At 62.4% G+C, this 26,365-nt stretch carries 22 protein-coding genes; 16 read left to right on the top strand and 6 right to left on the bottom strand.

Features of this window, described 5'->3' with window-relative positions:
• Positions 1-539 precede the first annotated feature (539 nt).
• The gene (locus ACEUCR_RS01695) at positions 540-1,226 is read right to left on the bottom strand and encodes an HAD family hydrolase (RefSeq protein WP_408787689.1); all 687 of its coding nucleotides are present in this window, start codon (positions 1,224-1,226) and stop codon (positions 540-542) included.
• On the bottom strand, positions 1,226-1,942 hold the full coding sequence (ubiG, locus tag ACEUCR_RS01690) for a bifunctional 2-polyprenyl-6-hydroxyphenol methylase/3-demethylubiquinol 3-O-methyltransferase UbiG (RefSeq protein ID WP_201932054.1): 717 nt from the start codon (positions 1,940-1,942) through the stop codon (positions 1,226-1,228). Before ubiG ends, ACEUCR_RS01695 begins: the two co-directional genes overlap by 1 nt.
• A 198-nt stretch (positions 1,943-2,140) precedes the next feature.
• Here ubiG and gyrA point away from each other — a divergent pair, with 198 nt between their 5' ends.
• Together gyrA and ACEUCR_RS01680 are read left to right on the top strand one after the other, a co-directional pair.
• Positions 2,141-4,906, top strand: a complete 2,766-nt coding sequence (gene gyrA / locus ACEUCR_RS01685) for a DNA topoisomerase (ATP-hydrolyzing) subunit A (RefSeq protein ID WP_408787685.1) — start codon at positions 2,141-2,143, stop codon at positions 4,904-4,906.
• A gap of 236 nt (positions 4,907-5,142) precedes the next feature.
• Complete coding sequence (locus ACEUCR_RS01680) at positions 5,143-5,283, top strand: hypothetical protein (RefSeq protein ID WP_162625748.1); 141 nt, start codon at positions 5,143-5,145, stop codon at positions 5,281-5,283.
• Positions 5,284-5,386: 103 nt separating this feature from the next.
• Here the strand turns inward: ACEUCR_RS01680 and ACEUCR_RS01675 are convergent, their stop codons facing one another.
• Positions 5,387-6,442, bottom strand: coding sequence for a PA0069 family radical SAM protein (locus ACEUCR_RS01675; RefSeq protein WP_408787682.1), 1,056 nt, complete (start codon positions 6,440-6,442; stop codon positions 5,387-5,389).
• 176 nt (positions 6,443-6,618) lie between these two features.
• Here ACEUCR_RS01675 and ACEUCR_RS01670 point away from each other — a divergent pair, with 176 nt between their 5' ends.
• A complete protein-coding gene (locus ACEUCR_RS01670) occupies positions 6,619-7,209 on the top strand; it encodes a tetratricopeptide repeat protein (RefSeq protein WP_408759405.1) in 591 nt (196 codons plus the stop codon).
• Positions 7,210-7,213: 4 nt separating this feature from the next.
• On the opposite strand, the gene ACEUCR_RS01665 is transcribed toward ACEUCR_RS01670, so the two are convergent.
• On the bottom strand, positions 7,214-7,426 hold the full coding sequence (locus ACEUCR_RS01665) for a hypothetical protein (RefSeq protein WP_041992482.1): 213 nt from the start codon (positions 7,424-7,426) through the stop codon (positions 7,214-7,216).
• A 376-nt stretch (positions 7,427-7,802) separates the two neighbouring features.
• On the opposite strand from ACEUCR_RS01665, the gene thrS reads away from it, so the two are divergent.
• From thrS to ACEUCR_RS01600, 13 genes are all read left to right on the top strand, one after another.
• Positions 7,803-9,731: a threonine--tRNA ligase gene (gene thrS / locus ACEUCR_RS01660; protein ID WP_111872760.1), complete on the top strand. Its 1,929-nt coding sequence runs from the start codon at positions 7,803-7,805 to the stop codon at positions 9,729-9,731.
• A gap of 3 nt (positions 9,732-9,734) precedes the next feature.
• Entirely contained in the window at positions 9,735-10,283 is a 549-nt protein-coding gene (infC, locus tag ACEUCR_RS01655) for a translation initiation factor IF-3 (RefSeq protein WP_041992478.1), read from the top strand.
• An 85-nt stretch (positions 10,284-10,368) separates the two neighbouring features.
• The gene (gene rpmI / locus ACEUCR_RS01650) at positions 10,369-10,566 is read left to right on the top strand and encodes a 50S ribosomal protein L35 (protein WP_005315535.1); all 198 of its coding nucleotides are present in this window, start codon (positions 10,369-10,371) and stop codon (positions 10,564-10,566) included.
• Positions 10,567-10,580: 14 nt separating this feature from the next.
• On the top strand, positions 10,581-10,937 hold the full coding sequence (gene rplT, locus ACEUCR_RS01645) for a 50S ribosomal protein L20 (protein ID WP_041992476.1): 357 nt from the start codon (positions 10,581-10,583) through the stop codon (positions 10,935-10,937).
• Positions 10,938-11,438: 501 nt separating this feature from the next.
• A complete protein-coding gene (gene pheS / locus ACEUCR_RS01640; protein ID WP_041992474.1) occupies positions 11,439-12,422 on the top strand; it encodes a phenylalanine--tRNA ligase subunit alpha in 984 nt (327 codons plus the stop codon).
• 12 nt (positions 12,423-12,434) lie between these two features.
• Entirely contained in the window at positions 12,435-14,822 is a 2,388-nt protein-coding gene (gene pheT, locus ACEUCR_RS01635) for a phenylalanine--tRNA ligase subunit beta (RefSeq protein WP_111872759.1), read from the top strand.
• A gap of 3 nt (positions 14,823-14,825) precedes the next feature.
• On the top strand, positions 14,826-15,125 hold the full coding sequence (gene ihfA, locus ACEUCR_RS01630) for an integration host factor subunit alpha (protein WP_005908994.1): 300 nt from the start codon (positions 14,826-14,828) through the stop codon (positions 15,123-15,125).
• A 45-nt stretch (positions 15,126-15,170) separates the two neighbouring features.
• Positions 15,171-19,163 (top strand): ATP-binding protein, encoded by a 3,993-nt coding sequence (locus ACEUCR_RS01625; protein WP_408787679.1) that lies wholly within the window; start codon positions 15,171-15,173, stop codon positions 19,161-19,163.
• Complete coding sequence (locus tag ACEUCR_RS01620) at positions 19,160-20,398, top strand: response regulator (protein ID WP_408787676.1); 1,239 nt, start codon at positions 19,160-19,162, stop codon at positions 20,396-20,398. Before ACEUCR_RS01625 ends, ACEUCR_RS01620 begins: the two co-directional genes overlap by 4 nt.
• The gene (locus ACEUCR_RS01615) at positions 20,399-21,043 is read left to right on the top strand and encodes a GNAT family N-acetyltransferase (protein WP_111872757.1); all 645 of its coding nucleotides are present in this window, start codon (positions 20,399-20,401) and stop codon (positions 21,041-21,043) included. It begins immediately after the preceding gene.
• 177 nt (positions 21,044-21,220) lie between these two features.
• The gene (gene cobB / locus ACEUCR_RS01610) at positions 21,221-21,994 is read left to right on the top strand and encodes a Sir2 family NAD+-dependent deacetylase (protein WP_392441152.1); all 774 of its coding nucleotides are present in this window, start codon (positions 21,221-21,223) and stop codon (positions 21,992-21,994) included.
• Between the two features lie 122 nt (positions 21,995-22,116).
• Positions 22,117-22,635 (top strand): hypothetical protein, encoded by a 519-nt coding sequence (locus ACEUCR_RS01605; RefSeq protein ID WP_408787674.1) that lies wholly within the window; start codon positions 22,117-22,119, stop codon positions 22,633-22,635.
• Positions 22,632-24,311 (top strand): diguanylate cyclase domain-containing protein, encoded by a 1,680-nt coding sequence (locus ACEUCR_RS01600; RefSeq protein ID WP_408787671.1) that lies wholly within the window; start codon positions 22,632-22,634, stop codon positions 24,309-24,311. The genes ACEUCR_RS01605 and ACEUCR_RS01600 overlap by 4 nt, the downstream gene beginning before the upstream one ends.
• A gap of 95 nt (positions 24,312-24,406) precedes the next feature.
• Here the strand turns inward: ACEUCR_RS01600 and ACEUCR_RS01595 are convergent, their stop codons facing one another.
• Both ACEUCR_RS01595 and rbsK read right to left on the bottom strand, forming a co-directional pair.
• Positions 24,407-25,408 (bottom strand): substrate-binding domain-containing protein, encoded by a 1,002-nt coding sequence (locus ACEUCR_RS01595; RefSeq protein ID WP_408787668.1) that lies wholly within the window; start codon positions 25,406-25,408, stop codon positions 24,407-24,409.
• Entirely contained in the window at positions 25,408-26,340 is a 933-nt protein-coding gene (gene rbsK / locus ACEUCR_RS01590; protein ID WP_408787665.1) for a ribokinase, read from the bottom strand. Before rbsK ends, ACEUCR_RS01595 begins: the two co-directional genes overlap by 1 nt.
• Positions 26,341-26,365 lie beyond the last annotated feature (25 nt).

The raw sequence follows: 26,365 nt of genomic DNA, 5'->3' as shown, positions 1-26,365 counted from the left end.
TGATGACCTTTTGTTGATTCCCGAAAAACTCATCGCAAAGCTTGACAAGCAAGCAGACTCGCCCCTCTTTTCTAGTGGGACGATATGCGGTGAGACACAAGATGTAGTGTTATTTTGAATGCGAGCTACAAGATAGTGAGGTCGTCACCGCTTTGCAACGCATGGATGGGGAGAGGGCTGTGGATAAATTGTGGGTGTCATGGCAACTGTTAGTGACTACTCACAGCGAACGGGTTTTCCTTCGTCCGCTCCCTGAAATCCGTGCCCCGGGATCAAAGATGGAAAATTAAAATAACTTTTTTTGCTTGCGAAACCAGACCCTTTTTACTAGCCGCCATCGCCCCTCGGATCCTTGCACAATCCCTGTGCGATCCGCGCCAAAAGTGATCGCAACAGGGGGCAGGGAATTGCTCATACCCGGGCCCCTGACGGGGGAGATCGCCGGTTGTTGAGGGGCGGCGGCGGATGGTGCGCAGTCAGGGCCCGATGGAGGAGGTGGCAGGAGGAGGATGATGACCCCCTGCCCGGACAGCGATGTCTCAGGTCAGCTCGTAGCGCAGCCAATGGTGGAGGGCCTGCACGGTGTCGAACTGCAGATCGGCGCCCCAGTCGGCGGTATCCTCGTCATCGCTCAGATAGCCCCAACCCGCCACCGCGGTACGCATGCCGGCGTTGCGCCCCGCCTCTATGTCACGCACGTGATCCCCCACGTAGAGGCAGTGGCTCGCCTCGACCCCGAGCCGCTCGCAGGCAAAGAACATGGGGGCGGGGTCTGGCTTGCGCACCGGCAGGGTATCGGCGCTGACCGTCACCCCGCAGCTGGCCAGCGCCGGCAGGGCGGCCAAGAGCGGCTCGGTGAGAAAGCCCGGCTTGTTGGTGACTATGCCCCAGGGCAGCTTCTTCTCATCGAGCCATTCGATGAGATCCAGCATCCCCTCATAGGGACGAGTGCCGACGCAGAGGTTGGCTGCGTAATGGTCGAGCAGGGCGGTGCGAAGGCGAGTGGCCCCCAGCTCTTCCAGCAGTTCCTCCCCCAGGCCCGCCTTGAGCAGCCCGAGCGCCCCGTGGGAGGTGGTCTGGCGGATGATGGCCTCGGGCAGCGGGGCAAAGCCCTCGCTTATTAACACATGATTGACGGCGGCACCCAGATCCGGGGCTGTGTCGAGCAGGGTGCCGTCCAGATCGAACAGCACACCGCGCAGGGGCAGAGGGTGAGAGGCACTCATCAACCGTGCTCCGGGCGGACAAACTCCACCATATAGTTGACGTCGACATTTTTGCCGAGCTTGAACTGGTTGGTGAGGGGGGCGTAGTGGACGCCGCTCATGTCCCGCACCAGCAGGCCAGCTGCTTCCCCCATGCGACACAGTTCGGCCGGGGTGATGAATTTTTTGTGATCGTGGGTACCCTTGGGCACCATCTTCATCAGGTATTCGGCCCCGATGATCATCATCAGATAGGATTTGGGGTTGCGGTTGATGGTGGAGACGAACACCCGGCCGCCCGGGCGCACCAGGGTAGCGATGGCGCGCAGCACGGAGGCGGGGTCCGGCACATGCTCCAGCATCTCCATGCAGGTGACCACGTCATACTGGCCCGGCACTTCGGCAGCATGGGCTTCGGCAGTGATCTGGCGGTACTCGAGCTCGACACCCTGCTCAAGGGCGTGCAGGCGGGCGACGCCGAGGGGCTCCTTGCCCATATCGATGCCGGTGACCTTGGCACCACGGCGGGCCATGCTCTCGGAGAGAATGCCGCCACCACATCCGATATCGAGAATGCGCTTGCCAAACAGACCGCCACTTTTGTCGGTGATCCAGTCAAGGCGTACCGGATTGATTTGATGCAGGGGTTTGAATTCACCTTCCATGTCCCACCAGCGGGAGGCGATGGCGTCAAACTTGGCGATTTCTGTCAGATCGACATTGGCATCACTGTTCATTTTTCGAAGATCCTGTGGCAGGGCGCCCGCTTCTGAGTCATGGGCGCAATCTATTGTCCTGGCGGGCATTATAACGGACGGACTTTGTCACACCAGCCCGATCTGATCCCCGATTTGTGGCTTAAGGTATTTGGCTCAGTGTGTTACCATGTCGCGCTGTTTAAGCCAAAGAACAACTAATTAGGGATAAGGCTTTCTATGAGCGATCTGGCCAGAGAGATCACGCCGGTCAACATCGAAGAAGAGCTCAAGAGTTCCTATCTTGATTACGCCATGAGCGTGATCGTAGGACGAGCTCTGCCGGATGTGCGTGATGGCTTGAAACCGGTTCACCGCCGCGTTCTGTTTGCTATGAACGAGTTGGGGAACGACTGGAACAAGCCCTATAAAAAATCGGCCCGTGTGGTCGGTGACGTAATCGGTAAATATCACCCGCACGGCGATATCGCTGTGTATGACACCATTGTCCGGATGGCGCAGGATTTCTCCATGCGTTACATGCTGGTCGATGGTCAGGGCAACTTCGGTTCAGTCGACGGCGACAGCGCCGCGGCGATGCGTTATACCGAAGTGCGGATGGCCCGCATCTCCCACGAGCTGCTGGCTGATCTGGACAAAGAGACCGTGGACTGGGTGCCGAACTATGACGGCACCGAGATGATCCCGGCGGTCATGCCTACCAAGGTTCCTAACCTGCTGGTCAACGGCTCCTCCGGTATCGCGGTGGGCATGGCGACCAACATTCCGCCTCACAACCTCACCGAGATTGTCAATGGCTGCCTGGCGCTGATCGAAAACGGCGACCTCACCATTGACGAGCTGATGACCTACATCACCGGCCCGGATTTCCCCACCGGCGGCATTATCAACGGTCGTTCCGGCATCGTGCAGGCGTACCGTACCGGTCGTGGCTCCATCTATGTGCGGGCCAAGGCTGAAGTGGAAGTGGACGAGAAGACCAGTCGCGAGACCATCATCGTTCACGAGATCCCCTATCAGGTGAACAAGGCTCGACTGATCGAGAAGATCGCCGAGCTGGTCAAAGAGAAGAAGGTCGAGGGCATCAGTGCCCTGCGCGATGAGTCTGACAAAGACGGCATGCGCATCGTTATCGAGATCAAACGCGGCGAGTCCGGCGAGATTGTGCTGAACAATCTCTACAAGCACACCCAGATGCAGACCACGTTCGGCATCAACATGGTGGCGCTCGATAACAACCAGCCCAAGGTGATGAATCTCAAAGAGATCCTGGATGCCTTCCTGCTGCACCGCCGTGAGGTGGTGACTCGCCGGACTGTGTTCGAACTGCGCAAGGCGCGGGATCGGGCGCACATTTTGGAAGGTCTGGCGGTGGCGCTGGCCAACATAGACCCCATCATTGAACTCATTCGCCACAGTGCGACCCCGGCGGATGCGAAAGCGGGCCTGATTGCCAAGGGCTGGGAACTCGGCAACGTGGCCGCCATGCTGGAAAAAGCGGGCGACGACGCGGCGCGGCCAGAGTGGCTGGAGCCGGAATTCGGTATCCGTGAAGGGCAGTACTTCCTGACCGAGATCCAGGCCCAGGCCATCCTTGACCTGCGTCTGCACAAGCTGACCGGCCTCGAGCATGAGAAGATCCTGGAAGAGTACCAATCTCTGCTGGATCTCATCGCCGAGCTGCTGTTCATCCTGGCAAGCCCGGAACGCCTGATGGAAGTGATCCGCGATGAACTGCTGGCTGTGCGCGAGCAGTATGGCGACGAGCGTCGCACCGAGATCAGCATGTCCAGTGCCGAGATCAACATCGAAGATCTGATCACCCCGGAAGACGTGGTCGTCACCCTGTCTCACCAGGGCTATGTGAAGTATCAGCCGCTCTCCGACTACGAGGCCCAGCGCCGCGGTGGTCGTGGCAAGTCGGCCACCCGGATCAAGGAAGAGGACTTTGTGGAGCGTCTGCTGGTGGCCAACACCCACGACACCATTCTGTGCTTCTCCACCCGTGGCAAGGTCTACTGGCTCAAGGTCTATCAGCTGCCGGAAGCGTCCCGTGGCGCCCGTGGTCGTCCCATCATCAACCTGCTGCCGCTGGAAGAGGGTGAGCGCATCACCGCCATACTGCCGGTGAAGGAATATGATGCCGACAAGTACGTCTTCTTCGCCACCGCCAACGGCACCGTGAAGAAGACCAGCCTGTCCGACTTCAGCCGTCCGCTCTCCTCCGGTATCCGTGCCATCAACCTCAAAGAGGGTGATGAGCTGATCGGGGTGGACATCACCGACGGCAGCAACGAGATCATGCTCTTCTCCGACGCGGGCAAGGTGGTTCGCTTCGCTGAAGGCAGCGGTCGCGCCGATGTAGCCGATGCGGATGCCAGCGATGACGTCGAGACCGACGACGACGCCGGCAACGACGATGATGGCAGCGACAACGGCGAAGGCACTGAAGGCACCGAAAGCAAGGGTACCTTCAAGGGCGTGCGTCCCATGGGTCGTACCGCCGCCGGTGTCCGTGGCATCAAGCTGGCCGCCGGTGACAAGGTGGTTTCCCTTATCGTTCCACGCGGGGTCGGTGCCATCCTCACCGCCACCGAGAACGGTTACGGCAAGCGTACCGCACTGGACGAATACCCGACCAAGAGCCGTGGTACCCAGGGCGTTCGCTCCATCAAGGTGGACGAGCGCAACGGCAAGGTGATCGATGCGATCCAGGTCGAAGATACCGACCAGATCATGCTGATCACCAACGGCGGCACCCTGGTCCGTACTCGCGTTGCCGAGGTGAGCGTCATTGGCCGTAACACCGGCGGTGTCCGTCTGATCCGTACCGGTGAAGACGAGACCGTGGTCGGTCTGCAGCGCATCGCCGAGAGCGACGAAGAGGAAAACGAGGCCCTGGCCGCCGAGGGTGAAGTGTCCGAAGGCACAGACACCGCAGCGGACGCCGGCGCCGTCGATGCAGGGGAGGCGGGCGACGAGTAATCGCACCCCTTACCCGATGCAAAAGAGCGACCTTGATGGTCGCTCTTTTTATTGGCTCGCCTGCTTGCAGACGCTCTCCATCCTGGTGTTCATTCTCCCTTTTACCTGTCAGCTCCCAGGCCTTGCATGGTCTGGGGGTATGCCAGGGCGCCATACCGATTTGCGATGGGCATGGCCTCATGTCATCAACACGGTTTCTTCACTCGGCTGTCATGGCCCTGTCATGACGGCCAGCCATGCTGCCTGCGTTGGATGAGACCACCACAGAGGCAGGCATCGCCTGCCAGGAGCACTGTTATGACGAGCTGGGCAATGTGGGAGATCTGGTGGAGCCGGATGTGGGGATCGCAAGAGAAGGCGCGGCTTCGGGTGGATGAGGAGGAGGTGGCGCACGAGCCATCGCGTCTGCCGACGGAGCTGATTGTACAGCGCCATCCGGCAAGTACCTGTCCGCCAAGACCACGAAGCTGACGGCGACGTTCAGAACAGGCGCAGCTGCTCGTTGGGGCGAATGAAGGCAGAGGTGTTGAGCGCGGTATGGCGCTTGCCCAGTTGCAGCCGCCTGCTGATGAGCCGAAAGCGCTGGGCGAGCAAGTCGGCGAATTGCCCCTCTCCGCGCATACGAGTCCCGAAGGCGGGGCTGTTGAGCGCCCCCCCTCTGCTTGCCCGCAACTGGTTCAAGATGGCCTCCTTCTGGCCAGGGTAGTGCTCCTCCAGCCAGTCGCAAAAGAGGGTGGTGAGCTCGTGGGGCAGTCGCAGCAAGATGTAATCCGCACAGCCCGCCCCGGCGTCGACGGCGGCCTTGATGATCTGCTCCAGCTCGGGCTCGTTGAGGCGCGGGATCATGGGGGCCGCCAGCACCCCCGCAGGTATCCCAGCCCGTGCCAGTTTCTCGATCACCTTGATCCGTCCAGTCCCCGTGCTGGCGCGGGGCTCCAGCTGTCGCCTCAGCGTTTCATTGAGGGTGGTGACCGACACCATCACCTGGCAGAGCCCTTCCCGGGCCAGCTCGGTCAGCAGATCGAGATCGCGCAATATCATGGCGCTCTTGGTGATGATCCCCACCGGATGGCGATGGGCAAGCATCACCTCCAGCAGCTCGCGGGTGAGGCGATAGTGGTGCTCGATGGGCTGATAAGGGTCGGTATTGGCCCCGAGCATTATGGTCTGCGGCTGATAGCCTGGTTTGGCAAACTCCCGGCGCAGCAGTTCGGCGGCGTTGATCTTGGCAAACAGTTTGCTCTCGAAATCCAGCCCGGGGGAGAGTTCGAGGTAGGCATGGCTGGGTCTGGCATAGCAATAGATGCAGCCATGTTCGCACCCCTGATAGGGATTGATGGAGCGCCCGAAGGGGACGTCCGGCGAGTGATTGTGGCTGATGATGCTGCGAGCCTCTATCTCCCGTACCTCGGTGCGGGGATCGCTGGCGGCAAATGCTGCGCCCCAGTCGCTCTGGCTCCAGCCGTCGTCAACGGTTTCGATCTGCGGGCCGCTGAAGCGGTGCTCGATATTGTGGGTAGCGCCTCGTCCTGCCATCACATCACCAACGAATGCTGTTTATACATACAGTTATTCTGCTCTGGACAGTGCCAAACATCAAGTCCGGCCAGCCTTCCCGTATTTCACTCGGCCAAAGAGCGGGATCTCCTGCTTGAACTGTCGCTACATTTCGTTTACATAGACAAAATGCGAACCGGATCACGGAAATCATCATGAGCCCCACCACTTACCGCTGGCTGTTTATCGCCGTCATCGCCCTGGTCGCCTGGCGTCTGATCCCGCTCTCCACCGAGCAGGAGCTGGCAGCGGCCAATCGCGCCTGGCGGGTGGGCCACTTCGAGCAGGCGACCGGTATCTGGCAGCCACTGGCCGAGCAGGGTCAACCCAGGGCGCAGGCCCTGATGGGGTGGAGCCATGAGCTGGGGCAGGGGAGCGAGCAGAGCCTGACGCAGGCCATCCGCCTCTATCGTCAGTCCGCCGAGGCGGGGGATGCCTTTGGTCAATATCGGCTGGCGGAGCTCTATCTGCGTGGCGTCGGGGTGACGCGGGATTTGCATGAGGCATTTCGCTGGATGGAGCAGGCCGCCCAAAACGGCGACGTCCCCGCCATGCTGAAGGTAGGGGTGCTGCATCTGATGGGGGTCAACGGTCGGGTCGACATGGCCAGGGCCAAGCAGTGGCTCTATCAGGCCTCGCAAAAGGGCAACAAGTTGGCACTCACGGTATTGCAGGAGCTGGCGCTGGCCGAGGAGGGGCGCGGCACCTTCGACTTCGACGCTCACGCCTTCCTGAGTGCCGGTTAGGGGCTCAGATACTGGCGCTGACCTTGCCTGGGGTCACGTCGGTGACATAGAGGGTACTGCGATCGGCGCTGTGCACTATGCTGCATACCTCCCGCTTACTGCCATCGCTCAGGATCACCAGCTCTCCGATATGAACGGGGCAGTGCGTCGTCAGCAGGTGATCAGGGTGAATGATCTTCTCCGCATGCTCCACAAACGATACGTCATAGGTGTACATAGCGCTCTCCTTCTCGGGCCTGTCCCTACCTGGAAAGTAGCACAGGGAGGGGGCGAGGGCGCCAGGAGGCCGTCGTCAGCGAGGCGCATTGTCATCGTGTGCGCACCGATCGGCAGAGTGCACATGTGCGGCGGCGCCAGGCCCGACAGGGCATGCAAAATCGGCAGGGTAACTTGTCTGAGTTGTCACGTCTGATACAATCCCTGGTGGATCCTGATAGGCGATAGCATGAGGCCCACGACAGCCTGGGTATCTCTCTGTGTACCAACCGTTTGGTTTACGGTGAAACACCAGAGGGATGAGCTTGAATCTGAAGGAATTTTTACTATTACATGTGCCCTTTGGTAGGGGGCACCACTGTATAAGGAAACACACAATGCCAATCATTACTCTGCCTGACGGCAGTCAACGTCAATTTGCCCACGCCGTTTCCGTCATGGACGTGGCCGCGGACATAGGTCCCGGTCTCGCCAAGGCGTGCATTGCCGGCCGGGTAAACGGTGAACTGGTGGATGCCTGTGAGCTGATCGAAGCCGATGCGCAGCTCTCCATCATCACCGCCAAAGACGAAGAAGGTCTGGAGATCCTGCGCCACTCCTGTGCTCACTTGCTGGGTCATGCCATCAAGCAGCTCTGGCCCCAGACCAAGATGGCTATCGGCCCCGTCATCGATAATGGTTTCTATTATGATGTGGACCTTGACCATACCCTGACGGAAGAAGACATGGCTGCGCTCGAAGCGCGTATGCTCGAGCTGGCAGGCAAGGATTACGACGTCATCAAGAAGAAGGTCTCCTGGCAGGAGGCACGCGACGTGTTCGCTGCCCGCGGCGAGACCTACAAGGTCGAGATCCTGGATCAGAATATTGCCCGTGATGACCAGCCCGGTCTCTATCATCACGAAGAGTACATCGACATGTGCCGCGGGCCCCACGTGCCCAACATGCGTCACTGCCACCACTTCAAGTTGCAGAAGATGTCCGGTGCCTACTGGCGTGGCGACTCCAGCAACAAGATGTTGCAGCGCATCTACGGCACCGCCTGGGCCGACAAGAAGCAGCTCAAGGCCTATCTGCAACGCCTGGAAGAGGCCGCCAAGCGCGACCACCGCAAGATCGGCAAACAGCTCGACCTCTATCACATGCAGGAAGAAGCGCCGGGCATGGTGTTCTGGCACAACGACGGCTGGACCATTTTCCGCGAGCTGGAAAGCTTCATGCGCACCAAATTGCGCGAGTATGACTATCAGGAGGTGAAAGGTCCCTCCATGATGGATCGTGTCTTGTGGGAGCGATCCGGTCACTGGGACAAATATGCGCAAGGCATGTTCACTACCCAGTCCGAGAACCGCGAGTACGCCATCAAGCCGATGAACTGCCCGGGCCACGTCCAGATCTTCAACCAGGGTCTGAAATCCTACCGTGATCTGCCGCTGCGCATGGCCGAGTTTGGCTCCTGCCACCGCAACGAGCCGTCTGGTTCCCTGCACGGTCTGATGCGAGTGCGCGGATTTACCCAGGATGATGCCCACATCTTCTGTAGCGAAGCACAGGTGATGGAAGAGGTGTCCGCCTGTATCCGCATGGTCTATGACGTCTACGGTACCTTCGGCTTCGAAAACATCGTGGTCAAGCTCTCCACCCGTCCCGAGCAGCGCATCGGATCCGATGAAGCCTGGGATCGCGCCGAGGCCGCCCTGGCCGAAGCCCTCGAGGTGAACGGCCTGAAGTACGATCTGCAGCCGGGTGAGGGGGCCTTCTACGGACCCAAGATCGAATTTACCCTGCACGATTGCCTGGATCGCGCCTGGCAGTGTGGTACAGTGCAGCTCGATTTCGCCCTGCCGGGCCGTCTTGGCGCCACTTATGTAGGCGAAGACAACGAGCGTCACGTCCCCGTGATGATACATCGCGCCATCCTGGGTTCCATCGAGCGCTTCATCGGCATCCTGACCGAAGAGTACGCCGGACTGTTCCCGACCTGGTTGGCACCAACTCAGGCCGTGGTGATGAATATCACGGATAATCAGGCCGATTATGCAGTGAAAGTGGCCAAAGCATTGAATGATGCGGGCCTTCGCGCAAAAGCGGACTTGAGAAATGAGAAGATTGGCTTTAAAATCCGCGAGCATACTTTGAAACGAGTACCTTTCATGCTGGTCTGCGGCGACAAAGAAGTTGAAGCTGGCAAGATTGCAGTACGGACTCGTAAAGGGGCTGACCTGGGCACTTATCCTGTAGAAGAGCTGATTGCTCTGTTGACCCAGGAAGTTCAGACCCGCGGACAAAAGAAAGTGGAGGAATAAGCTATAAAAGGCGGAAAAAAACTGGGCAAGCAACCGCAAGCCCGCGCTCACCGGATCAATACCGAGATTCGTCTGAAAGAAGTTCGTTTGACTGGTATAGATGGCGAGCCTTTGGGTGTCGTTGGTATCCAAGATGCATTGAACTTAGCCGTTGAAGCTGGAGTGGATCTGGTCGAGATCAGCCCTAACGCTGAACCGCCCGTTTGCCGAATCATGGATTACGGCAAATTCCTCTACGAGAAGAGCAAAACAACCAAAGAACAGAAGAAAAAGCAGAAAGTTGTCCAGGTCAAGGAAATCAAATTCCGTCCTGGTACAGACGAAGGCGACTATCAGGTAAAACTACGCAACCTGGTTCGCTTTCTGGAAGACGGGGACAAGGCGAAGGTCACCCTGCGCTTCCGTGGTCGTGAAATGGCCCACCAGGATCTTGGTATCAAGGTCTTGGAGCGCGTCAAGAACGATCTGGAAGAGCTGGCCGTAGTCGAGTCGTTCCCGAAAGTCGAAGGCCGTCAAGCTGTGATGGTTCTCGCACCTAAGAAGAAATCTTAAGGCCCACAAGAAATTGACTCATGGGTTCGTCCCATGAGTCGGTTCGCCTTGCGATTTTGTTGTCACTCACAATGCGGAGTATAAAATGCCGAAGATGAAAACCAACCGGGGTGCTGCAAAGCGCTTCAAGAAGACTGGCTCCGGCCGCTTCAAGTGCAAGCATAACCACCTGCGTCACATCCTGACCAAGAAGAGCAGCAAGCGTAAGCGCAAGCTGGGACCGAAGTTCATGGTCTCTGCTGCTGACCACAAACGTGTTGTTGCCTGTCTGCCGTACGCATAAGGGGGATGTGAAAAATGCCAAGAGTTAAACGTGGTGTGACCGCTCGCGCTCGTCACAAGAAAGTAATGAAAGCCGCCAAGGGTTACTACGGCGCCCGTTCCCGTGTCTACCGCGTAGCGGTACAAGCGGTAACCAAAGCTGGTCAGTACGCCTACCGTGACCGTCGCCAGAAGAAGCGTCAGTTCCGTCAACTGTGGATTGCCCGTATCAACGCGGCAGCCCGTCAGAACGGTCTGTCCTACAGCCGTCTGATCAACGGCCTGAAGAAAGCTTCTATCGAGATCGATCGCAAGATCCTGTCCGATATCGCCGTTCACGACAAAGTGGCTTTCACCGCCCTGGTTGAAAAGGCTAAAGCAGCACTGGTCTAATCCGGTTCTGTTATGAAACGAAAAGGGGGCTCATGCCTCCTTTTTTGTTGGCGTCACGCAAGTTATGGCGCAGGCTTCTCTGCTTCTCTGCTTCTCTGCTTCTCTGCTTCTCTGCTTCTCTGCTTCTCTGCTTCTCTGCTTCTCTGCTTCTCTGCTTCTCTGCTTGGTCGAGACGGGTGCCACCAACCGACGACATACCTGATCAATGAGGGGCAGGTATTTGGCTGTATGCTCTCGCCCCTTCATCGCATCTCTTGCAACATTCTGTTTATCACCTCGGCCGTGAGCGAGTGAATGTAGTATGCCAACAAACTTGTATCTAGAGGGAATGGCCGGGGCCATTCTGACCCCATCAGCAGCAGGGGAGGGGTAACAAAATGATTTTGCGGGAGAAAAGCAGGGCATAACTATGGTCAGCACCTGCGCTTTTTTTGTATTATCTTCCTCTTTCCCCTTTTAGCGTATACAGGCTCCCTTGTTGGGAGTGGTGACGAGGAAGACATGCAACAGCTTGAAGAAGTGGTAGGCCAGGCCAAGGCCGAGATTGAGAGCGTCAGCGATGGAGCGACGCTCGACGAAATTCGGGTCAAATATCTGGGTAAGAAAGGCTTTTTTACCGAGCAAATGAAGTCCCTCGGCACCCTGTCCCCTGAGGAGCGTCCCGCCGCGGGCGCGGTGATCAACCAGGCCAAACAGCAGGTGCAGGATGCGCTCAATGCCCGTCGTGATGACTTGGCTGCCCAGGAGCTCAACCAGAAGCTGGCGGCCGAGACCATCGACATCAGCCTGCCGGGCCGCCGCATCGAGAATGGTGGCCTGCACCCGGTGACCCGTACCATCGAGCGCATCGAACGCCTGTTTGGCGAGATGGGATTCAAGGTGGCGCACGGCCCTGAAATTGAAGATGGCTTCCACAACTTCGATGCACTGAACATTCCGGCCCACCACCCGGCGCGTACCGATCACGACACCTTCTACTTCAACCCGGATCTGGTGCTGCGCACTCATACCTCTGGGGTGCAGATCCGTACCATGGAGAAGCAGCAGCCGCCCATTCGCATCATAGCCCCGGGTCGTGTCTATCGTAACGACTACGACATGACCCACACCCCCATGTTCCATCAGGTCGAAGGCCTGCTGATCGACGAGCATGCCAGCTTCACCGAGCTCAAGGGGATACTGCACGACTTCCTGCGCAACTACTTCGAGGAAGATCTCACCATTCGCTTCCGTCCCTCCTACTTCCCGTTTACCGAGCCGAGCGCCGAAGTGGACGTGATGGGCAAGAACGGCAAATGGCTGGAAGTGCTGGGCTGCGGCATGGTGCATCCGAACGTGCTGCGCGCCGGTGGCATCGATCCGGAAAAATACTCCGGTTTTGCCTTTGGCATGGGCGTCGAGCGCCTCACCATGCTGCGTTACGGGGTCAATGACCTGCGTGCCTTCTTCGAAAACGATCTGCGCTTCCTCAAGCAGTTCAAGTAAGGGCGAGAGAACATGAAATTCAGTAAATCCTGGGTGATGGAGTGGGTCCGCACCGAGTTGAGTGACAATGCACTGGCCGAACAGATCACCATGGCCGGTCTGGAAGTGGACGCCGTGGAAGCGGTGGCTGGCCAGTTCAACAACGTGGTCGTGGGTGAAGTGGTCGAATGTGGTCAGCATCCGGATGCCGACAAGCTGCGGGTGACCAAGGTCAACGTGGGCGAGGCCGAGCTGCTGGACATCGTCTGCGGCGCGCCGAACTGCCGCACCGGCCTCAAGGTATGCGTGGCCAAGGTGGGGGCGACCCTGCCGGGGGATTTCACCATCAAGAAAGCCAAGCTGCGCGGCCAGCCGTCCCACGGCATGCTCTGCTCCTTCAGCGAGCTGGGCATCGACGTGGAAGCCGATGGCATCATAGAGCTGCCGCTGGATGCCCCGGTTGGCACCGACATTCGCGAATATCTGAACCTCGATGACGTCAGCATCGACGTGGATCTGACCCCGAACCGTGCCGACTGCCTCGGCATCGCGGGTCTGGCCCGCGAGATCGGCGTACTCAACAGCGTGGACGTGGTCGAACCGACCTGGACCCCGGCTGCCGCCACCATTGACGCCAGCTTCCCGATCCGCGTTGAAGCACCGGCCGATTGCCCCCGTTATCTCGGTCGCGTCATCAAGGGGCTGAACCTGCAAGCCATGAGCCCGCTCTGGATGCAGGAGAAGCTGCGCCGTGGTGGCATCCGTTCCATCGACGCCATCGTCGATATCACCAACTACCTGCTGCTGGAATACGGCCAGCCGATGCACGCCTTCGATCTGGCCAAGCTGGACGGGGAACTGGTGGTGCGCCGTGCCCATGCCGATGAGCCCATGACTCTGCTCGACGGCAACGAGGTGAAGCTCAAAGAGACCACGCTCGTTATCGCCGATGGCAAAGGCCCTGCCTGCATGGCCGGTATCTTCGGCGGCGATCGCACCGGGGTGTCCGAGACCACGACCGACATCCTGCTGGAGTGCGCCTTCTTCGCGCCGCTCTCCATCACGGGCCGTGCCCGTGCCTATGGCCTGCACACCGACTCGTCCCACCGCTTCGAGCGCGGGGTTGACCCCGAGCTGCAGCACAAGGTGATGGACCGCGCCACCCGCCTGCTGCTGGATATCTGCGGCGGCGAAGCCGGCCCGGTCATCGAGGTCAAATCCGACGAGCACCTGCCCAAGGCAAGCCCCATCACCCTGCGCCGCGCCAAGCTGGACAAGGTGATCGGCATCCAGATCGCCGATGAGCAGGTGGTCGAGATCCTGACCCGCCTCGGCATGCAGGTGACCACCCAGGCCGACGGCTGGAGCGCCCTGGCCCCCTCCTGGCGTTTCGATATCGCCATCGAGGAAGATCTCATCGAGGAAGTGGCCCGCATCTACGGCTACAACAATATCCCGAACCTCAAACCGGCCGCGTCGCTCGCCATGGTGGAACAGGCCGAAGGCCAGGTGACCATCAAGCGGGTACGCGATCTGCTGGTTGCCCGAGGTTTCCAGGAAGCGATCACCTACAGCTTCGTCGATCCCAAGACCCAGCAGACCCTGTTCCCCCAGAGCGATGCCATCGTGCTGCCGAACCCCATCTCAGTCGAGATGTCGGCGATGCGGGTCTCCCTGTTCACCGGCCTCATCCAGGCAGTGGTGTACAACCAGAACCGCCAGCAGCCGCGGGTGCGCCTGTTCGAGCAGGGACTGCGTTTCATCAAGGACGAGAATGCCGAGAACGGCATCCGTCAGGAGCCCATGCTGGCTGGCATCATCACCGGCAATCAGAGCGACGAGCACTGGGACGTCAAGAGCCGGGGTGCCGACTTCTTCGATCTGAAGGGCGATCTGGAAGCCGTGCTGGACTTGACCGCAGAGGGGGGCAGCTTCAGCTTCGAGCGGGGCGAACACAGCGCCCTGCACCCGGGTCAGACCGCTCTGGTGCTGCGCAATGGCGAGCCCATCGGCCACATCGGCGTGATCCACCCGAACCTGGAAAAGAAACTGGGCCTCAAGACCCGCGCCGTGCTGTTCGAGCTGGAGCTCAACAAGCTGGTGCCGGCCAAGGTGCCGCTTGCTGCCGAAATTTCCCGCTTCCCGGCCAACCGCCGCGATATCGCCTTGGTGGTAGATCGTCAGGTTCTGGCAGGTGATGTGCTGGCAGTAATTAAAAAAGTTGGCGGAAATCAGTTAGTTGGAATAAACTTGTTTGACGTGTACCAGGGTGCTGGTATGGCAGATGACAAGAAGAGCCTGGCCATCAGTCTCACGTTGCAAGACACCCAGCGCACCCTGGAGGAGAAAGAGATTGCCGAGACCGTGGACAATGTCGTACGGGCCCTCGGTGAAGAGTTGAATGCATCCTTGAGGGATTGATCTATGGCGCTTACCAAAGCCGATATTGCAGAGCACCTGTTCACCCAGCTCGGGATGAGCAAGCGTGAAGCCAAAGATATGGTGGAAGCCTTCTTTGAGGAGATCCGACAAGCGCTGGAACGCGGCGAACAGGTCAAGATCTCGGGCTTCGGTAATTTTGATCTTCGCGAGAAGAATCAGCGTCCAGGCCGCAACCCCAAGACGGGCGAGGATATTCCCATCAGCGCCCGTCGGGTGGTCACCTTCCGCCCCGGCCAGAAACTCAAGGCCAGGGTCGAGACGGTAGAACCCAATGAGTCTTGAAACGAGTAACGAAAAGCCAGGCACCCGCCTGGCTTTTGCTATGCCATGACCCGTCTGCTTCCCCTCTGCTTCTGGCTGCTGGCCGGCACGGCCCAGGCCATAGTGCTGCCGCTGCCCCCCTCTACTCTTCATTACGTGGCCTCCCACGACAAATTCACCTTCTGCTATCCGGCGCTGGTGCGTCCTCCCTATCTGGAGGAGAAGGGCGGCTTTCTGATGGATCAGCTCGATAGGCTGGCCAGCACACTGCCGGTGCCCCTGGTCGCGCTGCGATTGCCGAACTGGCAGGCGGTCGGGGAGGGGCTGCAATCGGGCCGATGCGATCTGGTGCCCCACATAGGCCCCACTCCGGCCGCGGCCCTGGGGCGGCTCTACAGTCGTCCCGTTCTGGAGTCCGAGTCCGCCATCCTCTACCGTGGCAAGCTCAATGACGCCGTCTTCCTCACCTCGCCCCTGTGGCAGCAGTCGGCGCGTCTATCCCGACTCTACCCCAAGGCGAGGCAGCAGCCCCTCGCCGATCCCGGGCGCTGGTTCGAGGCGCTCAAGGCGGGCGAGGGCAGCGCCTATCTCGGCGACTACCTGCAACTGCGTCACCTGATGCGGCAAAACCCGGCGGAGGGGCTGCGGCTGCATCGGCTGCGCAACGATGACTGGGTGATAGGCTACCGCCTGATGATGAAAGACAGGCCCGAACTCAAGCGGCTGATCGACACCGGCATCCGCTACCTGACCCCGGGGGCCCTCTATCAGGATCTGGAGCGTTATCTGGCCGATGGCAAGCAGACCATCAACCCCGTCTATTTCACCGACGAGGAGCAGGCCTGGCTGGCGGGGCGGGGCAGCCGGGTGCGTCTGGCGGTCAATCCGGATCTCATGCCCTACAGCGGCGTCGACGAGCAGGGTCAGCTGACCGGCTGGAGCGGCGACGTGCTGCGCTGGGTCGGCCAGCAGACGGGGCTGCGCTTTGACATAGTGGTGGCCGCCAGCCGGGAGGAGGCCCTGGCCAGACTCAGGCATGGGGAGGTGGACATGATGACGGGTCTGCTCGAGTCGCCTCGCCTGGGCCAGGAGTTCGCCTTCAGCCGCACCATCGCCGAGAACCGCTTCGCCCTCGTCTCCCCCAGGGATCGCAAGATTGTACGGCTCGCCGAGCTCAGGGGAGAGCGGGTGCTGGTGCCCACCAGTCTCTACGATCCGGACATGTTGTCCGGCTACGGCAATGCGGCCTGGGTCCGGGTCAGGGATGTGGATCAGGGCTTGGCCGAGCTGCGCGGCGGCAAGGCGGATTGGCTGCTCAGCGAGCTCTATCAGCTGCAATATCCCCTGCGCAGCAATCAGCTGGCCGGGCTCAACGTGACCGAGCTGCATGACAGATTCGCCCTGGGGTTTGCCATCAACCGGCAGCACCAGCTGCTGGCCAACGTGCTGGATCAGGGCCTGATGACCCTCAACAACGAGCAGATGACGGAGCTGACCCAGCGCTGGCATCGGCTCGTCCTCACCCAGCAGAGTGGCGTCAGCTATTGGGTGCTGTTCGGTTCCGTGCTGCTGGCCCTGCTGATCAGTGCCGCTGTGATCACCCTGATCTGGCGCTCCCGCCAGCAGCTCTCCCAGGAGATGGCGCAGCGCCTCGCCGCCGAGCAGGCCCTGGCCATCGAGAGCCGCTTTCGTGAATCCCTGTTCCAGGCCCTGCCGGTTCCGGTCTTCCTGCGCGATGGCAATGGCGACATCATCAAGCGCAACAAGCGCGGCAAGCGGCTGGAGGCGCGCTACCCCGGCCCCATCGCCCTGCCTCCCTCCGAGATAGGCGCCACCGAAGGGGAGCTGACCCTGGGGGAGCGAGTCTTCTCCTATGCCCAGATCCCGCTGCGCCTCGATCAGCGGGGGCCAGCGGGGGAGCTTATCGCCCTCTCCGACATCAGCTCACTGCGCGAGCGCGAACGCTTCTCCCGTCAGGCGGAGCGACGGCTGCGGGCCCTCACCAATACGGTGCCGGGCATGGTGGTGCAGTTTGTGCTGCGTGGCGGCAGGCTGGGGGAGATGGAATTCGTCAGCCGGGGCAGCTTCGCCCTGCTCGGGGTGTCGAGCAACCGGCTGCGGCGCGAGCCCCTCAAGGCCCTGGCCGCTCTCTACGATGGCGACCGGCGCCGCTTGCAGGTGCGCATGCCCAGGCTGCTGGCGGCGGGGGAGCCGGTCTCCCACGCCCTGCGCTACCGGCATCCGACCCTGGGACTGCGCTGGTTGCAGTTCCACGGCCGCGGACGGCGGCTCGACGGAGGGGAGTGGCGTGTCTATGGCGTGGTGCTGGATGCCACCATGCAGGTGGAGCAGGAGCTGGCGCTGCAGCGATCCCACGCCAGGGCCGAGCAGGCGATGCAGGCCAAGGGGCGCTTCCTGGCTGCCATCAGCCACGAGATCCGCACCCCCATGAATGCCATCCTCGGCTGGCTGGAGTGGCTCGCCGCCACCCCCCTCAGCGACGAGCAGCAGGGGGCCGTGACCAGCGTGCGCCAGGCGGGGGACGAGTTGCTGGGGCTGCTCAATGACGTGCTCGATTTCAGCCGCAACGAGAGCGGCAAGCTGAGCCTGACTCCCCAGCCCACGGATCTGGTGCTGCTGTGCGAGCGGGTCGCCGCCGTGCACTGGCCCAAGGCCCGCAACAAGGGCCTGCAATTGCGGCTGGATCTCTGCGCCTCGTTGCCGGCCCAGCTCGAGCTGGACCCCCACCGATTGGGGCAGGTGCTGCACAACCTGCTCTCCAACGCCATCAAGTTCAGCCATCGTGGCAGCGTCTGCCTCTGGGCAGATCTGCGCGAGGACGGGGACGAGAAGCGGCTGCGGATCGGCGTCGATGACGAGGGGCCAGGGATCGCTCAGGAGCTGATGCCCCGGCTGTTCGCCCCGTTCGAGCAGGGGGAGGTGAGCGGTCAACTGAGGGCCCAGGGCACAGGGCTGGGGCTGGCCATCTGTCGCCAGCTGATCGAGCAGATGGGGGGTCACATCGCCGTGAGCCCCAACCCCGGCGGGGGCAGTCGCTTCATCGCCACCTTGCCCCTCGGGACCTCCATGCCGGACTCGGTCAGGGTGTTGCCCGCCACGACCCTGACGACCCGCTTGCCCGAGGGCGAGCTGGCACGGCTGCAGCCCTGGTTCGGTCGGCTCAACCTGGTCCTGGTTGCGCCCGGGGACGGGGTGCCTTGTCTGGCCCAGCAGCAGGATGAGCAGGGGCTGCTGACCTGGCTCTGGCAGGGCAAGAGCTGGATACCCGGCACCCTGGTGAGCCTGCTGCAAGAGGAGAGCAGCGTCGATGGCCAGGGCCGCTTGCAGCAGGCGGGCGAGGGGCTGCGGGTATTGCTGGTGGAAGACCATGACATGAACCGGGCCCTGCTACGGATGCAGCTGGGCCAGCTCGGCGCCCGGGTCTGGTGCGCCAGCCAGGGGCAGCAGGCGCTGGCGGTGCTGGCCGAACAGGAGGTGGATCTGGTGCTGACCGATCTGCAGATGCCGGTGATGGACGGGGCCGAGCTCTGCCAGCAATTGAAGGGCAATCCCAGCTATCGTGCACTGCCCGTCTACGTCATCACCGCCGATGTGAGCGAGCTGGCGGCCCGGCGCCTGGCGTCCTGCGGCTGTGATGGCCGCTTTGAGAAGCCGCTGCGACTGGTGGATCTCGCCGCCTTGCTGCGCCGGATCCGGCGGGCATCCCCCCGCCCGGAGGAGGGCCAGTCCCCATCCGCAGCCCAGGTGGCGTCTGCCCCCTGGACCATGCCCGCCTTGAGCGACGCCCTGATCGCCCTCTATGTGGAGAGCACGAGCCGGGACATAGAGGCCCTGGCCCAGGCGCTGGCCAGAGGGGACGGCAACCAGATCAATAGCCATTTGCACAAGATGCGGGGCGCGGCGAAAATGGTGGCGGCTGACCCCCTGTTGCAGGCGATGGACGATTGGCACAAGGATCCTGCACCAGCCCTGATCCCCTTGCTGCGCCTGGCGCTGGATGAGACGGCGCGCCGCTTGACCGAGAGACAGAGACAATGATCATCACTGAGGAAGAGCTGATGGCTCTGCTGGAGTCCCCGGCCGAGGAGGGCACAGGCTTTCATGCCGTGACCCTCTACGCCCTGGATAACCAGGCCTATCACCACGCCAGGGCCAGCGGCCTGCCGAGCCATGTCCAGCTGTGGCGTGCCCGGCCCGATGCCAGCTGGCAGTGGGCCGGGCTGTTTGCCAACGGGGCCATCGCCCTGTTTGACCCCGCCGCCCACCAGGGGGCGGACTATCTGGCCGCCATGTCGCAGGGGGAGGGCGTGTATCGGCTCGACGAACCCTGGCAGGATGCCCTGGCGCTGCGCCATCGGCAGTGGGGTGACTGGCTGGCCGGTCTTGAGATCCTGCTGCTCGAGGATCACCCCTTTCAGGGGGCCCAGCTCCAGCTGCAGCTCCGGGCCCTCGGTCTGCCGTGCCGCTGGGTGCAGGATGGGGCCGCCTGCCTGCAGGCCTTGGCCGAGGGCAACACAGGCCTGCTCTTGTGTGACCTCAGCCTGGCGGAGCAGGACGCCATCAGCCTTCTGCTGGCCAACCCCCAATATCAATCGCTGCCCCTCATCCTGCTCTCCGCCCATGAGCAGACCCTGATCGACGGCAGCCGTCGCCTGCTGCACGATGCCGGTTTCAACGTCCTCGCCGCCCTCGCCAAGCCACTGCAGGAGGAGGAGCTGCTGCGCCAGCTCAAGGTGATCTATCTGGGCCCCCAGCATCGGCGTCGCCTCCACGGGCTGCGTCGCACCATACGTACCTGGCAGGGGGCGAGCCTGGGCACCTTGAGCCTGCAGTCTAATCCCCCGACCGGGGGCGAGCTCTGGCTTCCCCTGGCCGGACTCAGCCAGGAGTGGCCCGAGCTGAAGGCCTGGCTCGAGGAGCTGGGGCGCGCTCCCCAGGCGCTGACCCTGGTGATCCAGCGCCGGGATGCGCTGCTCACGGCCCAGGCGCCCTTTGCCCTGGTGCTGCAGGCGAGCCTGGCGGGGGTCAAGCTGGCCCTGCTGCTCGACAATGGCGAACACCTGCCGTTCGATCTGATCGAGCGCCTGCCCTTCCAGCACCTGCTGCTGGGGCAGCGACTGGCCCAGGAGTGGGAGAGCGCCCCGGCGGATTCCCTGCTGGACCGCTTCATGGGGCGGGTGCGGGATCTGGGGATCGCCATCTATCTGGATGACAGCCTCAACCTGCAGGATGAGGAACGTTGGCGGCTGCTGGGCGCGGCGGGGCGCTGGTAGATGGCGCGCTATCTCTGCTGGCCTCAGGACGAGGCGCGCCTTCGCCGTGGCCTGGCCGGCTGGCGGCCGGCCCGGCGCCGTGGCGATCTGCCCCTCACCATGGTGCTGGCGGGGGAGCGCTGTACCCTGCACGAGCTGGGGCCGGGGGATGAGGCGCGCCTCGTGCAGGCGTTCGCCGGCTTGAGCCAGCAGAGCGTCTATCTCAGATTCATGCGAGCCAAGCAGCCCCCGACCCCGGAGCAGGTGAGCTTCTTTCTCGACTATCCCAGAGAGCGGCAGATCTCCTTGCTGCTGTGCGACGCCGGGGGAGAGCCACTGGCCCAGGCCCAGTCGGTTCGGCGCCGCCTGCACCCGGATCGGGCCGAGTTCTCCTGCATCGTCGCCGACCATTTTCAGCACAAGGGGGCCGGACGTCGGCTGCTGCTGGCTCTGGCCATCCTGGCCCGGGGGGAGGGGATTGGCGAGTGGACCGCCGAGGTGCTGGCCCAGAACAGGCCCATGCTGGGGCTGCTCAAGGGGCTGGGGCTGCCCCTGACCCTGGTCACCGGCCGCGAACTCATCTTCGTGCGCCTCGATCTCGCTGCCCTGGATCCGCTGCTGGCCGCCACGGCGGTGCCAGCCACGCCTGATCTCGAAGGGGAATAGGCCACCCCGCAGCGCGAGCGGCCGGGCAACAAGGGCCGCTTGGGCCTCTTTTATCCCCGGAGCGAGCCAGGTGTCCCCTGTCTGTGAAATCCCCTTCATCCCTAATACCAAGGGCGAATAGGCCCCTCCCAGGCGCTGTGCTAAGGTCTCCCCATCGGCTGCGTCAAGGAGTTGTGCATGCAAGCGCCCAAACAGATAGTGATATTGACCGGAGCCGGCATCTCTGCCGAGTCCGGCATCAAGACCTTTCGCGCCAGCGATGGCCTGTGGGAAGAGCACAGGGTGGAGGATGTGGCGACCCCTGAGGGGTATGCCAGGGATCCCGCCCTGGTGCAGGGGTTCTACAATGCCCGCCGTCATCAGCTGCAGCAGGAGAGCGTCCATCCCAATCCCGCCCATTACGCCCTGGCGCGACTCGAGCGCCTCTATCCGGGCCAGGTCACCCTGATCACCCAGAACATCGACGATCTGCACGAGCGGGCGGGCAGCAAGCAGCTCATCCACATGCACGGCGAGCTGCTCAAGGCCCGCTGCCCCGTCTCCGCCCAGGTGATCGAGTGGCGCGGCGACCTGAGCCAGGAGGCACTCTGCTCCTGCTGCCAGTTTCCCCAGCCGCTGCGCCCCCACGTGGTCTGGTTTGGCGAGATGCCGCTGGGGCTGGATCGCATCTACGGCGCCCTGGCCCAGTGCGATCTCTTCATCTCCATCGGGACCTCGGGGGCCGTCTATCCGGCGGCCGGTTTCATCCATGAAGCTGGTCTCAATGGGGCCCATACTCTGGAGCTCAACCTGGAGCCGAGCGAGGTCGGCAGCCAGTTTGACGAGAAGCGCTACGGCCCCGCCTCCCTGCTGGTGCCGGCCTTCGTGGATGAGCTGCTGCAACGCTGCGGTGTGCATCAACCCAAGTCAATGGAGGGGGAGAACTGGATGGAGATGCGCGAACGCCATTGAGTCTTGGTCGTCTGCCCCTGAGCGAGCACATGGGCGTACAATAGCGGCGCTTTCTACCCCCTGCCGAGCAAGGCAGTTGCACTCTCCCTGATAAGACAGCAAACTCGAATGAGACAGTGCTGATGGATATCACAATAGAGGGGCAAGGGATGCAGACACGGACGATCACCAGGTGGCTTGCCACCACTGTCTTGCTCGGCGGTCTGATGGCGCCATGGGCCCAGGCCAGCGAGGCGACCATACTGACCCTGGTTGCGCCAGATGGGAGCAGCAAGAGTCTCAAACGCAGCGAGCTTGAGGCCCTGCCTCAGGTCTCTTTCGAAACGGGCACCCCCTGGACCCAGGGCCGGCATGGCTATCGCGGCCCGCTGCTGGGGGACGTGATCCGCCAGATCAGCCCCAAGGCCGGTCGGGTCAATGCGGTCGCCCTGAACAACTACAGCCATGAGGTGCGCCTCTCGGACTATGAAGGCTACCCCCTGATCCTGGCCATGAGCGAGGATGGCAAGCCCCTGACCCGCCGCAACAAGGGCCCCTTCTGGCTGCTGTTTCCCTTCTCTTCGGCACCCAAACTGGCGGAAGATCCCAACGTGCAGGCCTCCATGGTGTGGCAGATCGTGCGGATAGAGGTGCTCGATTGAGGCGTCGCGCCCTGCAAAACGCCCTGCTGATCGGGGTCTGCCTGCTGTTTATCGGCTCCTCCGTGTGGGGATTGATGCTGCAGCAAAAGCATGAGCGCCTGGTGGATTACTTCTACCGCGGCTCTCACTGGAACATTCACCAGCTGCTGCTCGACTCCCAACGCTTTCTCTATGAGCTGAAACTCTACCGGGGCGGGGTCGGGAGCATGGAGGCGCTCTCCCTGGAATACGATCTGTTCTGGAACCGCATCGACATCTTCCTGGTGAGCGAGGAGACCCGGGTGGTGCGTGGCCAGCTGGGCCTGGCCGAGATTGCCAATGAGCTGTTTGATGAACTCAAGTCCATCGAACCCCAGATGGATGCGGGGACGCTGCTGGAGGGGCCCGAGCTCGATCGCCTGCAACGGCGCCTGGGGGCGGCGAGCAAGCGGCTCGAGCAGGTGAGCCGGGTGGTGCTCACCGGGGAGGAGCGGGAGGCGTCGGTGACCGAGATCCGCCGCAATATGCTGCTGTTGCAGGTGTGGCAGCTGACCCTGCTGGTGGCCGGTGTGCTGCTGGTCGGCGCCCTGGTGCGGGCCAACATGCTCAATCGTCGCCAAGCACGCACCGATCCCCTGACCCGGCTTGGCAACCGGCTCGCCCTGCATGAGCAGCTCGACCTCTGCCTGGGTCGGGGGGGCCTGGTGGCCCTGGTGATCCTGGATCTCAAGCGGTTCAAGCAGGTCAACGATCAACTGGGTTATCAGGTGGGAGATCGCCTGTTGCAGGTAGTGGCAGACAAGTTGACGCGCTGGCCCCATGGCCACGCCTTTCGGCTCGGAGGGGACGAGTTTGCCTGCGTCATCGAGGATTGCCCCGATGCCCATGCCTGCCGCAGCCGGGCAGAGGAGTTGCTGGCGCTGCTGGCGTTCGATTTTCGCACCCGGGAGAGCAGCTTTCAGCTGCGCTGCCGTCTGGGTCTGGCGCTGACGGAGGAGGGGGACACCCGTGACAGCCTGATAGACCACACCATATTGGCGCTCAATCAGGCCAAGGGGGGGCAACAGGGGGATCTGGTCCAGTTCAGCCTCGCCATGCTCGGCCAGCTGCAACAGCGCCATCAGCAGGTGTGGAGGCTGCAACGCTGGCTGGAGCAGGGATCCGCCATGCCATTGGCGATACATCTGGAGCCCATGGTCGCGGCCCATCATTCTCCCCTGGCGATGCGACTCACCCTCAGCTGGCACAATGGGGAGAGCTGCCCCCTCGCCTGGCTGGAAGAGTCCGGCTTGCTGGAGGAGGTGATGGCCCATGTGCTGGCCCAGGCCTACACCATGACCCCCCTGCCACTGCTGCTGGGGATGAGCAAGCCCCAGCTCGCCCGCCTGCTGCGCAGCACCCTGATCCACCTGGCGAGCGGGCGCATCATCGTCGGTCTGCCGTTTCTGGCCAAGGAGGATCCCGAGCTCAAGGCGCTGGTGCTTCGGGCCGATCTGATGCTGGCGCTGGAGGAAGTGGGGAGCGCGACCATGTCCCTGGCCAGGGGCGGCTGGCCCCTGGTCTACTGGACCCCTTGTCGCACCAGCGAGGAGGAGGCGGCGGCCCTGCAACCCCTGGTGCAGGCTCTGGGGCTCACCACCCTCTGGCCGGCCCGGCTCAGAGAGGTGACCCGCCCCGCCAGCGGCTTGCAGGCCTGAGGGGGCGCTCCAACCCGGCGCCGGTCAGGCGCCAGCGACAAAGAGGGAGCCTTGGGCTCCCTCTTTGTCGTGGGTGGCAGCGGATGAACCCTTGCTCAGTAGCGGCGACAGGATTGGCGGATCACCAGATCGGGCTCCTGGGTGATCAGGCGATTGGCTATCTGCTCGCCATGGATACGCGCCAGCAGCCGGGTCACGGCGAGGCGGCCCAGGGCTTCCTTGGGCTGATTGATGGTGGTGAGGGGAGGGGAGAGGTACTGGGCCAGCTCGACGTTGTCATAGCCGATGAGGGAGATATCCTCCGGCACCCTGAGCCCCGCCTGGTGGGCGGCGCTGATGGCCCCCATGGCCATCATGTCGTTGAAGATGAAGAGGGCGCTCGGCCGGGTGGGCATGGCCAGCAGGCGGGTCATGGCGGCAAAGCCGCTGGCGCAATCAAATTCCCCTCCCTGCAACCACTCGGGCCGCACCGGGAGTGCGGCCTCCGCCATCGCCTGGCGAAAGCCTGCCAGACGCTGGGTGGAGGGGGCGCGCCCCTCGGGCCCCATGATGCAGCCAATCTCCCTGTGGCCGAGATCGATCAGGTGTCGGGTGGCCAGATAGCCCCCCAGATGCGAGTTGTCGGCGATGAGGTCGACCCTGTCGCTGTCGAGCCCCCAATCCATCACCACCACGGGCAGAGTACCCAGCCAGTCGAGCTGGTTGAATACCTCCTGCTGCCCCTCGCTGCACATGATGAGCAGGCCGTCCACGCGTTTTCTGAGCATCATCTTGAGGTAGGAGAGCGCCGTCTGGGCCTCTCCCTCCGTGTTGCCCAGCATCAGGTTGTAACCCTGCTCGAAGCAGTAACGCTCCACCCCGCGCACCACCTCGGCGAAGAAGGGGTTGCTGGAGGTGGTGACCAGCATGCCGATGCTGTGGGTCTCTTTGACCTTGAGGCTGCGAGCCACCAGGCTGGGGGCATAGTTGAGATCCCGCATGGCGGCGAACACCCGCTCACGGGTCTCTTCGGCCACGAAGCGGGTCTCGTTGATGACGTGGGAGACAGTGGTGGTCGACACCCCCGCCCGCGCCGCCACCTCCTTGATATTGGCCATCAGTACCCCTGCGCAGTCTGTTCAAGGAGGAAGGCGTCGACCTCCTGCCTGGTCGGAATGGAGCTCTGGGCACCGAAGCGGGTGACGGAGAGGGCGGCCGCGCCGTGGGCAAAGCGCACCGCGTCCTGGAAGCTGGCGCCGGCCAGATCGGCCGCCAGCAGGGCGCCGTTGAAGGTGTCCCCGGCCGCCGTGGTATCCACCGCCTCGACCCGAAAGCCAGCCATGAGCGCCTGCTGCTGCCCCTTGCTGCAATAGACCCCCTGGGACCCCAGGGTGATCATCACCTCACCTATGCCCATCTGGTGGAAGCGGGCGGCCGCCTCCCGGGCGCTGGCTTCGTCCGTCACCCTGACCCCGGTCAGCAGCTCGGCCTCGGTCTGGTTGGGGGTGATGAGGTCCACCAGCGCCAGCAGCTCGGCGGGCAGGGGCTGGGCGGGCGCCGGGTTGAGCACCACCCGGGTGCCGTGGGATCTCGCCAGGCGGGCGGCCTCGAACACGCTCTCCAGCGGCACTTCCAGTTGCAGCAGCAGGGTATGGGCGTCGGCGATCATCGCCTCGTGGCCTTTCACCACGGCCGGGGTGAGAGCGCCGTTGGCTTCGGCGGAGAGGCCTATGCTGTTCTCCCCCTCGTCGCTCACATAGATGATGGCGATGCCGGTGGGCAGGGTGTCGTCTAGCTCGACGGCGCTCACGTCGATGCCGTCCTGGGCAAAGCCTGTTTTCATCTGATGGCCGATGGCGTCGTCGCCGATGCGGGCGATGAAGGAGACGGCGGCGCCGAGGCGGGCGGCGGCCACCGCCTGATTGGCGCCCTTGCCACCGGGAACGACCCGGTAGCTGTGGCCGGCCAGGGTTTCACCGGGGCGGGGAAAGTGGGGGACGCGCAGCACGTGATCCGCATTGACGCTGCCGAGGACTAAGAGACGATTCATTCCTATCACCCTTGGTTGAGTACAT

It is taken from the genome of Aeromonas bivalvium (assembly GCF_046078285.1).
Lineage (GTDB): Bacteria > Pseudomonadota > Gammaproteobacteria > Enterobacterales > Aeromonadaceae > Aeromonas > Aeromonas bivalvium.
This window is presented reverse-complemented; position numbering and strand designations above follow the sequence as displayed.

Coding starts and splice junctions, on each gene's coding strand:
- ACEUCR_RS01680 (WP_162625748.1), top strand. CDS start 5,143: ATGCTGCCTGCGTTGGATGAGACCACCACAGAGGCAGGCATCGCCTGC.
- ACEUCR_RS01605 (WP_408787674.1), top strand. CDS start 22,117: ATGGATATCACAATAGAGGGGCAAGGGATGCAGACACGGACGATCACC.
- ACEUCR_RS01695 (WP_408787689.1), bottom strand. CDS start 1,226: ATGAGTGCCTCTCACCCTCTGCCCCTGCGCGGTGTGCTGTTCGATCTG.
- pheS (WP_041992474.1), top strand. CDS start 11,439: ATGCAACAGCTTGAAGAAGTGGTAGGCCAGGCCAAGGCCGAGATTGAG.
- ACEUCR_RS01670 (WP_408759405.1), top strand. CDS start 6,619: ATGAGCCCCACCACTTACCGCTGGCTGTTTATCGCCGTCATCGCCCTG.
- ACEUCR_RS01595 (WP_408787668.1), bottom strand. CDS start 25,408: ATGGCCAATATCAAGGAGGTGGCGGCGCGGGCGGGGGTGTCGACCACC.
- rpmI (WP_005315535.1), top strand. CDS start 10,369: ATGCCGAAGATGAAAACCAACCGGGGTGCTGCAAAGCGCTTCAAGAAG.
- gyrA (WP_408787685.1), top strand. CDS start 2,141: ATGAGCGATCTGGCCAGAGAGATCACGCCGGTCAACATCGAAGAAGAG.
- ihfA (WP_005908994.1), top strand. CDS start 14,826: ATGGCGCTTACCAAAGCCGATATTGCAGAGCACCTGTTCACCCAGCTC.
- cobB (WP_392441152.1), top strand. CDS start 21,221: ATGCAAGCGCCCAAACAGATAGTGATATTGACCGGAGCCGGCATCTCT.
- rbsK (WP_408787665.1), bottom strand. CDS start 26,340: ATGAATCGTCTCTTAGTCCTCGGCAGCGTCAATGCGGATCACGTGCTG.
- ACEUCR_RS01665 (WP_041992482.1), bottom strand. CDS start 7,426: ATGTACACCTATGACGTATCGTTTGTGGAGCATGCGGAGAAGATCATT.
- ACEUCR_RS01675 (WP_408787682.1), bottom strand. CDS start 6,442: ATGGCAGGACGAGGCGCTACCCACAATATCGAGCACCGCTTCAGCGGC.
- thrS (WP_111872760.1), top strand. CDS start 7,803: ATGCCAATCATTACTCTGCCTGACGGCAGTCAACGTCAATTTGCCCAC.
- ACEUCR_RS01620 (WP_408787676.1), top strand. CDS start 19,160: ATGATCATCACTGAGGAAGAGCTGATGGCTCTGCTGGAGTCCCCGGCC.
- ACEUCR_RS01625 (WP_408787679.1), top strand. CDS start 15,171: ATGACCCGTCTGCTTCCCCTCTGCTTCTGGCTGCTGGCCGGCACGGCC.
- rplT (WP_041992476.1), top strand. CDS start 10,581: ATGCCAAGAGTTAAACGTGGTGTGACCGCTCGCGCTCGTCACAAGAAA.
- pheT (WP_111872759.1), top strand. CDS start 12,435: ATGAAATTCAGTAAATCCTGGGTGATGGAGTGGGTCCGCACCGAGTTG.
- ACEUCR_RS01615 (WP_111872757.1), top strand. CDS start 20,399: ATGGCGCGCTATCTCTGCTGGCCTCAGGACGAGGCGCGCCTTCGCCGT.
- ubiG (WP_201932054.1), bottom strand. CDS start 1,942: ATGAACAGTGATGCCAATGTCGATCTGACAGAAATCGCCAAGTTTGAC.